General features: G+C 64.9%; 10 protein-coding genes and 2 pseudogenes. 6 read left to right on the top strand and 6 right to left on the bottom strand.

All coding sequences use genetic code 11. From position 1 onward, the window contains the following. Together G6024_RS00220 and G6024_RS00215 are read right to left on the bottom strand one after the other, a co-directional pair. On the bottom strand, positions 1–908 hold a 908-nt coding region (locus G6024_RS00220; RefSeq protein WP_159147550.1), incomplete at its 3' end, for a cytochrome P450 family protein. Between the two features lie 17 nt (positions 909–925). Continuing rightward, the gene (locus G6024_RS00215) at positions 926–1246 is read right to left on the bottom strand and encodes a 2Fe-2S iron-sulfur cluster-binding protein (protein WP_007628312.1); all 321 of its coding nucleotides are present in this window, start codon (positions 1244–1246) and stop codon (positions 926–928) included. 121 nt (positions 1247–1367) lie between these two features. Here G6024_RS00215 and G6024_RS00210 point away from each other — a divergent pair, with 121 nt between their 5' ends. Further along, positions 1368–2378: an AraC family transcriptional regulator gene (locus G6024_RS00210; protein WP_069389784.1), complete on the top strand. Its 1011-nt coding sequence runs from the start codon at positions 1368–1370 to the stop codon at positions 2376–2378. A 63-nt stretch (positions 2379–2441) separates the two neighbouring features. Here the strand turns inward: G6024_RS00210 and G6024_RS00205 are convergent, their stop codons facing one another. Genes G6024_RS00205 through G6024_RS00195 form a run of 3 tightly spaced genes read right to left on the bottom strand, consistent with a single transcriptional unit; the run spans position 2442 to position 4038 of the window. Beyond that, positions 2442–3143, bottom strand: a complete 702-nt coding sequence (locus G6024_RS00205; protein WP_069389783.1) for a transglutaminase-like domain-containing protein — start codon at positions 3141–3143, stop codon at positions 2442–2444. Further along, complete coding sequence (locus G6024_RS00200; RefSeq protein WP_141244302.1) at positions 3140–3349, bottom strand: hypothetical protein; 210 nt, start codon at positions 3347–3349, stop codon at positions 3140–3142. Before G6024_RS00200 ends, G6024_RS00205 begins: the two co-directional genes overlap by 4 nt. 17 nt (positions 3350–3366) lie before the next feature. Continuing rightward, on the bottom strand, positions 3367–4038 hold the full coding sequence (locus G6024_RS00195) for a TetR/AcrR family transcriptional regulator (protein WP_235027696.1): 672 nt from the start codon (positions 4036–4038) through the stop codon (positions 3367–3369). Between the two features lie 96 nt (positions 4039–4134). On the opposite strand from G6024_RS00195, the gene G6024_RS00190 reads away from it, so the two are divergent. After that, on the top strand, positions 4135–5301 hold the full coding sequence (locus G6024_RS00190; protein ID WP_069389782.1) for an acyl-CoA dehydrogenase family protein: 1167 nt from the start codon (positions 4135–4137) through the stop codon (positions 5299–5301). A gap of 54 nt (positions 5302–5355) precedes the next feature. Here the strand turns inward: G6024_RS00190 and G6024_RS00185 are convergent. Then, positions 5356–5691: pseudogene (locus G6024_RS00185) on the bottom strand (transposase); the annotation flags it as partial. 79 nt (positions 5692–5770) lie between these two features. Here G6024_RS00185 and G6024_RS00180 point away from each other — a divergent pair. The 4 genes and pseudogenes from G6024_RS00180 to G6024_RS17110 form a co-directional block, all read left to right on the top strand. Continuing rightward, positions 5771–6076, top strand: coding sequence for a transposase (locus G6024_RS00180; RefSeq protein WP_069389780.1), 306 nt, complete (start codon positions 5771–5773; stop codon positions 6074–6076). A gap of 196 nt (positions 6077–6272) precedes the next feature. Continuing rightward, positions 6273–7361, top strand: a complete 1089-nt coding sequence (locus G6024_RS00175) for an IS110 family RNA-guided transposase (protein ID WP_159147549.1) — start codon at positions 6273–6275, stop codon at positions 7359–7361. Between the two features lie 46 nt (positions 7362–7407). Continuing rightward, positions 7408–7806 (top strand): IS3 family transposase, encoded by a 399-nt coding sequence (locus G6024_RS17005; RefSeq protein WP_308203081.1) that lies wholly within the window; start codon positions 7408–7410, stop codon positions 7804–7806. 12 nt (positions 7807–7818) lie between these two features. After that, positions 7819–7953, top strand: a pseudogene (locus G6024_RS17110) (DDE-type integrase/transposase/recombinase); the annotation flags it as partial.

The following is a 7953-nucleotide window of genomic DNA, read 5'->3' as shown; positions in this document are numbered from 1 at the left end:
CGGGTCGTGTCGTTGCCCCCGACGATCAACAGGATCAGGTTGCCGGCGAACTCCATCGGACGGTCGATCAGGTCCTTGGTGGCCTCGTCGCTCTGCAACATGGTGATCAGGTCGAAACCCGGCTCTTCTCCCTCCGCCAGGCGGGCGGCCTTGTCATGCCACAGTGCGCTGAGTCCACGCGCCATGTCGACCATGCCCTTGAACAGCTCGTCGTTGTCGGAGGGCCCTCCATTGGCCTGCTCCATGGAGGTGGCCAGGTCCGACCACTCGACAAGCTTGTGGCGCTGCTCGTAGGGGAAGTCCAGCAAGGTCGCCAGCATGCGCGCGGTGAGCTCGATCGACACCGTCCTCACCCAGTCGAAAGGCTCGTTGACGGGCAGGTTGTCCAGGACGTCCCTGACGCGCTCCCGGATGAGGCCCTCCATCTCGCGCAGGTTCTTGGGAGCCACCACGCCTTGGACGGCGCGCCGTTGAACGTCGTGCCTGGGCGGATCCATGGCGATGAACATGGCGATGTCCATGAACCGCGGCGGCGCCCCGATGACGATCAGGGGCTCGGCGGAGAAGGCCTCGTGGTTCTTGTCCACAGCGATGATGTCGGCGTGCCGCGTCACCGACCAGAACGGCCCGAACGGACTGTTGGGCTGGTAGTGCACCGGGGCCTCGTTACGCAGGCGCTCGAAGTAGGGGGCCCACTGCCCCTGTCGGTACAGGAAGGGGTTGCTGAGGTCGATGTCTTCGAGCGCGAGTTCTTCGACCGGCGGGATCGGGCGTTCGACGAACATCTTCTGCCCGTTCGTGCCCGTCAACCAACGTCGGCTCTTGTCGTAGAGGTGCGCGGCCTGGACCTGGCGATCCAGGGGTATGGCGGCGTCGACCTTCGTCTTCACTGCGTCAGGGATCTTCATCTCGTCAACACCTCCTGTTACATCTGGAATTCAGGCAACTGCACGGTCAAGCCGTCCCATGACCGGGAGACCTGGACTTGGCACGACAGCCGCGACGTCGGCTCTCGCTCGGGGTTCATCGACAGCATCTCCTCCTCCTCCGGGCCGGAGGGGCCGACCTTGGCGGCCCAGGCGGAATCGACGATCACGTGGCAGGTGCCGCATGCGGCCTCTCCGCCGCAGTCACCATCGATGCCCGGAATGGCGTTGTTCGTGGCGACCTGCATCAGCGAGCAGCCCTCCTCGATGGGCGCCTCGTGCTTCTCCCCGTCGTATGACACGAAGGTAACGACTGTCATCTACAACTCCCTCACTATTGACTACGTCATCGACATTTTCTCCAGTATTGTCGTTGATATCGGCGATGACCATGTTGAATCGTGTCATCCTGCTGTGAGATCGGGTCACGTGAGGAGCGCTGTGCAGAGAAGCGAGCCGGGCGTCCCAGCGCTTGCCTTCGCGCAGCTGCTGGCCAGTCCGGCGATCGATCCGGACAGTGCCGAGCAGTTCCGTGCCATCATGGCGCGCGAGGGAACCGGGGAACTGTCTCTGATCCGGACCCAGGAGCAGGCACCGCTGCGGTGGTTTCGCGAGGTCTACCCGGACCTCGATGCCGAGCAGGCAACGAAGCTGGGGATCGCCTGCGCGGAACAGGCCCAGCTCACGTCCTTCGGGCCGTTGAGCGTGCCGCTGGTCAGCGCAGGAACCGTCGCCCAGGTCGTTCAGCTGTTGACCTATCTTCCCGTGATCACCGAGGCCGTCACCACCCAGTCCGATCCCCAGCGCGACGACCTGACGATCCGGCTCACCGGGAACGCGGCAGACCCCGACCTGGACTGTCTCGCCGTCACCTACTGCGGACTCGCCCTCATGCGGTTGGTCGACCGACTGGTCGACGACGCGTCGGAGGTGACCATGCATAGTCGCTGGCCGGAGCCAAGCAGCGGGGCTCGAGAAGCCTGGCCGGGGGCGCGGCTCATCTTCAACGCCCCCCTGTCCTATGTGCACATCCCTGAACGGACGCTACACGCGGCCTGCCGCTTCCCCGACCCAGTCGCCTACGACGTCGCCGTCACCAGCCTCCAGCAGGCGCTCGAACGTCAGGGCGGCAGCCGGGACTTCACCCGCAGGGTGCGGGCACTGCTGGACGACGGGCCAGGGGTGAGGACCATCCAATCGGTCGCGAATGAGTTCTCGATCTCCTCGAGTACCCTGAAACGCCGCCTCGCCGCGGAGGGAACCAGCTTCCGCGAACTCCTCCAGGAGTCACTGCTCGACCGCGCCCGGATACGGCTGCTCGACCGCTCCACGTCTGTCAGTGAGGTCGCCGCCGAACTGGGCTACAGCGACCTCACGAACTTCTCGCATGCCTTCAAAGGATGGACCGGCAGCTCACCGAGCCACTTCCGACGCGCCCACCAGCACCCTTGAGTACCACTTCCGCAGCCCCTAAGAAGGACCGCGCCCGGCGGGAGTGGCTCACCAGGTGCTCCCTTATGAGTCCACGGATCCTTCCGGAGTGGTCTCTCCGGTGGTAGCTGGAGGAGTGAAGGCATCGTCAGGCCCCGCAGCGGCGGTGACCATAGGTCCGTAGGCCTGGTGGAGGGCAGACAGAATGCGGCCCAGGGGGAGGTCGTCGAAGCTACCGTGGTCTCGTACGTACTCCATGTGCCGAGTCCCGTCGGAGGTGAAGGCGTGCATGAGCGCGTCGCTCCGTCCCTCGAATTCGACCGGTGGCACGCCGAATCGTTCGCATAACTCGACATTGAAGGCAGGTGTGGCCTTCAGCCATCGTCCGTCGATGTAGACGCTGCAATAGCCGTGATAGACGAACAGATCCGTTCCACCCATGACGGCTCGTAAGGTGTCGGTCTGCAGATGGTTCCGTACATCGGCGAAGCCGAGTCGGGTAGGGATGCCCGCGGCCCGCAGAACCGCGGCCAGTAGCACCGCCTTGGGCACGCAGTAGGCGCGGCCGGCCTGGAGGACGTGGCTCGCCCGGTAATGCTCAGGATCCTCGGAGACCGAGTAGGGGTCGTACCAGATTTGGTCACGCACTGCAGCAAAGAGCAGGGACGCTCTCTCTCGGGGGCTCGACGCGCCGGCGATCACGTGCTGGGTGAAGTCGCGTACCGAAGCGTGGTCGTGATCGAGGAAGAAGGTCGCCTCAAGGTGCGATCCCGGCGCCGGCGTCATCGCCGCACCGCGGTGTTGACCAGACCGTCAGTCTTGAGCGCTACGGCCGTGCGCGGCCAGCCGGCCGGCTGCTCGCCGGGCACTGCCGAGATGCAGACGTCGGGCATCCGCCGCACCAGGTCACCGACCTCTTCCAGCCACCGGTCGCACACGGGGCGTCGCCGTTCCAACGCGGGACCGCTTCGACGGGCTCGGGGTGCGCCCATTCCGGGCGAGAGGTCCCTCATCGCGCGCTCAACAGAAGGTCGTTGTCCACAGCAACCCCTACGCTCTGGGCGAGATCACGCATGATCAGCCAAACTTGATGGGCGATCCGGGTGGTCACCTCTTCCTTCGACTCATCGTGGTGGTCCAGCCACCAGATGATCCCCGCGTCGACCATGCCCATCAACCCCGCCATCACGCCGTCCGGGGGATCGACCTGTACCTCGGATGTGCGCATGTATGCCGAGGCTGCGGACACCACCTCCCCGAGGAACCGTGTGCGCCCCAACCTGGCCCGGTGCGTCTCCTTGTTCTGCTGGCGCGCCGCCATGAAGCGATACAGGTTGGGATGACCGGCAGCCCATCCGATGGCAGCGCCTATCACGCCTTCGATGATGGTGGGAGCTGTACCGCTCACGCGCATGGCGGGACGAACGGTGTCGATGAGCTGATCAGCCGCGAATCGGAGCACTTCTCGTTCGAGGTCTTCCTTGCTGTCGAAGTGCCGGTAGACGTGAGGCCGCGCAACGCCTGCCCGTTCCGCGATCTGGGCAGTACCGACGCCGGGACCGTACTCCTCGATCGCACGAGCCGCGGCCACCACTATCTGCTCTCGTCGTGCCGACCGGTGCGATTCGTGCGCCGTCGATCGGCGCACCACGGCCGTGTCCACCCACCTCGCAAGATCCACCAGCACATTCTAACCCGAAAGGGACTGGCGCGGTACAGGGTGTACCCGTAGCCTTCGGGTACACCCTGTACCCGGCACATAATCTTTGGAGGACCCATGCCCAGCCGCCGTTCACCCTGGATGAACCAGGACCTCGACGACTTCCGTCAACTCGCCCGGACGTTCTGCGAGAGGGAGATCAAGCCCAACATCGAGCGGTTCATCGAACAGAAGCGCGTCGACCGCGAACTATGGACCCGCGCCGGCGAGCTCGGCCTGTTGTGCGCCTCCGTTCCCGAGGAGTACGGCGGGGGCGGCGGCAACTTCTTCCACGAGGCGATCCTTATCGAGGAGCAGGCCCGCATCGGTGACAGCAGCTGGGGGGCTGCACTCCACAGCGGCATCGTGGCGCACTACCTGCTGCACTACGGCACCGAGGAGCAGAAGCGCGAATGGCTGCCCAAGATGGCCTCCGGCGAGGTCGTGACCGCCATTGCGATGACCGAGCCGGGGACCGGTTCCGACCTCCAGGGAATCAAGACGAAGGCAGTCCGAGAAGGCGACGACTACGTCATCAACGGAGCCAAGACCTTCATCACCAACGGCTACCACGCAGACATGGTGCTCGTCGCCTGCAAGACCAGCCCGGATCAGGCTGCTGCAGGCGTCTCACTGGTCATCGTGCCGACCAGCTCCGAAGGATTTCGGCGCGGCCGTGTCCTCGACAAGATCGGCCTCAAGGGGCAAGACACCTGCGAGCTCTTCTTCGATGACGTACGTGTGCCTTCCAGCAATCTGCTCGGCACCGAGGAGGGGCAGGGCTTCGTCCAGCTCATGATGCAGCTCCCGCAGGAGCGGCTCATCGTCGCCGTCAGTTGCGCCGCGTCGATGGACTTGATGCTGGACCTGACACACGAGTACACACTCACGCGCGAGGCGTTCGGCAAACCGATCTTCGGATTCCAGAACACCAAGTTCAAGCTCGCCGAGGTCGCCACCGAAGCCCGCGTCACCCGCGCCTTCATCGACGAGTGTCTCGACCTGCATGTCAAGAGCGAACTGGACATCCCCACCGCCGCGATGGCGAAGTACTGGAGCTCCGAACGCGCTCAGCAAGTCGCCGACACCTGCCTGCAACTCCACGGCGGCTACGGCTACATGGAGGAGTATCCGATTGCGCGCGCATGGACCGACCTGCGGGTCAGTCAGATCTACGCCGGCACCACCGAGATCATGAAGGAGATCATCGCCCGGTCACTCCCGACACCTGTCATGGGACAGTAGTCCGTACCCGACGCGCACTCGCTCGCTCGGCGAGCACTCCGTCCGCCAGCACGCCTAAACACGTCTCTGGTAGTCCGCATTTGAAGTCTTCTTACGGTTGGCTTTCGCGAGGACTTCGTCGGCGGTTTTCGTCCAGACGAAGGGGTGGGAGCGGTTGTTCCAGCCGTCGATGAAGGTGCGGATCTTGGCGTTGAGGTCCTTGACGGAGGTGAAGAACCCGCGGCGGATGGCCTGGCGTTCGACGATGCCGAACCAGACCTCCACCAGGTTCATCCACGAGGCGTGAGTGGGTGTGAAGTGGACCGTGAACCGTGGATTGTCGGCCAGCCAGGCCTTGACGTTCGCGTGCTTGTGGGCGGCGTAGTTGTCCATCACCAAGTGCAGCTCGGCCGGCTGGCCGTCGGCATCGACGTGCATCGCCCCGGGTTTGATGGAGACATCGATTACCCGGGAAGGGATCATCAGAACCATGGGAGCACCTCGCAAGTACCCGGACGAGCTGCGCGAACGAGCGACGCGGATGGCGTTGGAAGCACTGGCCGACCCCGACCGCTCACACGGTGCGATCGTGCGTGTCGCTGAGCAGCTCGGCGTGCACCGCGAAGCACTACGGGCCTGGGTCCGTAAAGCCCAGGCCGAGGGCCAAGACGCCTCGTCGGTCTCGGCTGATCGCGACGCCCGCCTGGCCCAGCTGGAGAAGGAGAACCGCGAGCTGCGGCGGGCGAACACGATCTTGAAGCAGGCGTCGGCTTTTTTCGCTTCAGTACCACAATGATGATGCCCGGTGGGGTTGGCTCGTTTTTTCGCTGCCATAGGTGGCTTGTCCGCGATGTGCCGCTCCACCGGGTGTGCATCGCTGATCAAGGCCGTGGCCTGATAGGAGCTTGCTCGCTCGTCCTGCCCGACTGAGGCGTGCCCGACCTCGGTCGGCGGTGCCGAACGTACGGCAACGGATCAGAAGGAGGCCCGCGGTGACTGTCATCGGAATTGATGCCCACAAGAACTGGCACACGCTCGTAGCTGGCGACGAGGGCGGCAGGAGGATCGATGTCCTCACAGTCGAGGCCCGGGCGGCCGGGCATCAGAAAATCATGACCTGGCTCGAGCAGTTCGAGGAGGTGATCATTGCGATCGAGAACTGCCGGCACCTGACCCGGCGCCTGGAAGCCGACCTGCTCGACGCCGGGCACAAGGTCGTGCGAGTCCACACCCGGCTGATGGCGGGTATGCGCCGGTCGGGTCGCGAACCCGGCAAGTCCGACCCGATCGACGCAGAGGCCGTGGCACGCGTTGCCCTGCGCGAAAGTGACCTACCGACGGCCGAGTTGCCGGGGCCGGCGCGGGAGATCAAGCTACTGTCCGACCACCGTCGCAGCCTGGTCGCTCGCCGTACCGCATTGCAGTCCAAGGTCCGCTGGTTCCTGCACGAGATCGACCCTGACCTGCAGATACCGTCCCGGGCGCTGCGTCGTTACCATCTTCTCGATGAGCTGATTACCCACCTGGACGGCCTGACCGGGGTCGTGCCGGAGATCGCCCGCGACATCTTGGAGGACATCCGATCGCTCACCCGGCGGATCAACGAGATCGAGAGCCGCCTGAGCAAGCTGGCGCGCGCGAATCATCAGCACCTGCTTGAGGTCCCGGGGCTTGGGGTGCTCGGAGCGGCCATGATCATCGGCGAGACTGCCGGGGTCAGGCGGTTCAAGTCCAAAGACGCCTTCGCCCGTTTTAACGGCACGGCTCCGATCCCAGTGTGGTCTGGCAACAAGGTCCGCGTCAGGCTGTCCCGGGGCGGTAACAGGCGCATCAACACCGCGCTGCACATGGCCGCGGTGACCCAGCTGCGGCTCGGCGGCGAAGGCACCGACTACTACGACAAGCTCATCGCCGCCGGCAAGACCCGAACCGAGGCATTGCGACTGCTCCGCCGCCGGATATCGGACCGGGTGTTCGCAGCGATGCGCGCCGACGAAGCACGGCCCGTGGCCGAGGCCACGTCGCCGCCTCCAACTGCAGCGCCACGCACTCCGATCCCTGCAATTCAGGCGGCGGCGTGAGCGGGGCTTGACATAGGAGCATCGCGGAGCTGGACCGTCCACAGCGCTGAAGGTTGAGTTCATCGACCGCCACAAGGACGAACACGGTGTCCAGCCGATCTGCGACGCACTGTCCGAGACCAGCGCCGCGATCGCGCCTTCGTCCTACTACGCCGCCAAGACCCGACCGCCCTCAGCGCGGTCGGTTCGCGACGCCGAACTGACGGCCGCGATCACCACGATGTACGAGGAGAACTACCACGTGTACGGCGCCCGCAAGATGTGGAAGGAGATGGGACGCGCCGGCCACCAGGTCGCCCGCTGCACCGTCGAACGCCTCATGAGAGCTGAAAGACTCAAGGGGGTCCAGAGGGCCAAGTCGCCGCGCACCACTCGGCCCAAGGCTGAGACCGAGCGGCCCGCTGACCTGGTGGAACGCAAGTTCGTCGCCGAGCGGCCAAATTAACTATGGGTAGCCGACATCACCTACATCCGCACCTACGCCGGGTGGGTGTACGCGGCGTTCATCATCGACGTCTACTCGCGGATGGTCGTCGGGTGGCAGCTGTCCAAGAACCTCTACTGGACCGTTCCCGCTCTGGTGGACACCCGG

The sequence above is a fragment of the Dietzia maris genome, assembly GCF_014144855.1.
GTDB classification, from domain to species: domain Bacteria; phylum Actinomycetota; class Actinomycetes; order Mycobacteriales; family Mycobacteriaceae; genus Dietzia; species Dietzia kunjamensis.
The sequence above is the reverse complement of the archived record's forward strand: the minus strand, read 5'-3'. Positions and strand labels throughout refer to the sequence as shown.

Excerpts from the sequence above, each read along its gene's own strand:
- G6024_RS00215 (WP_007628312.1), bottom strand. The coding sequence starts at position 1,246 with ATGACAGTCGTTACCTTCGTGTCATACGACGGGGAGAAGCACGAGGCG.
- G6024_RS00205 (WP_069389783.1), bottom strand. The coding sequence starts at position 3,143 with ATGACGCCGGCGCCGGGATCGCACCTTGAGGCGACCTTCTTCCTCGAT.
- G6024_RS00200 (WP_141244302.1), bottom strand. The coding sequence starts at position 3,349 with ATGGGCGCACCCCGAGCCCGTCGAAGCGGTCCCGCGTTGGAACGGCGA.
- G6024_RS00190 (WP_069389782.1), top strand. The coding sequence starts at position 4,135 with ATGCCCAGCCGCCGTTCACCCTGGATGAACCAGGACCTCGACGACTTC.
- G6024_RS00180 (WP_069389780.1), top strand. The coding sequence starts at position 5,771 with ATGGGAGCACCTCGCAAGTACCCGGACGAGCTGCGCGAACGAGCGACG.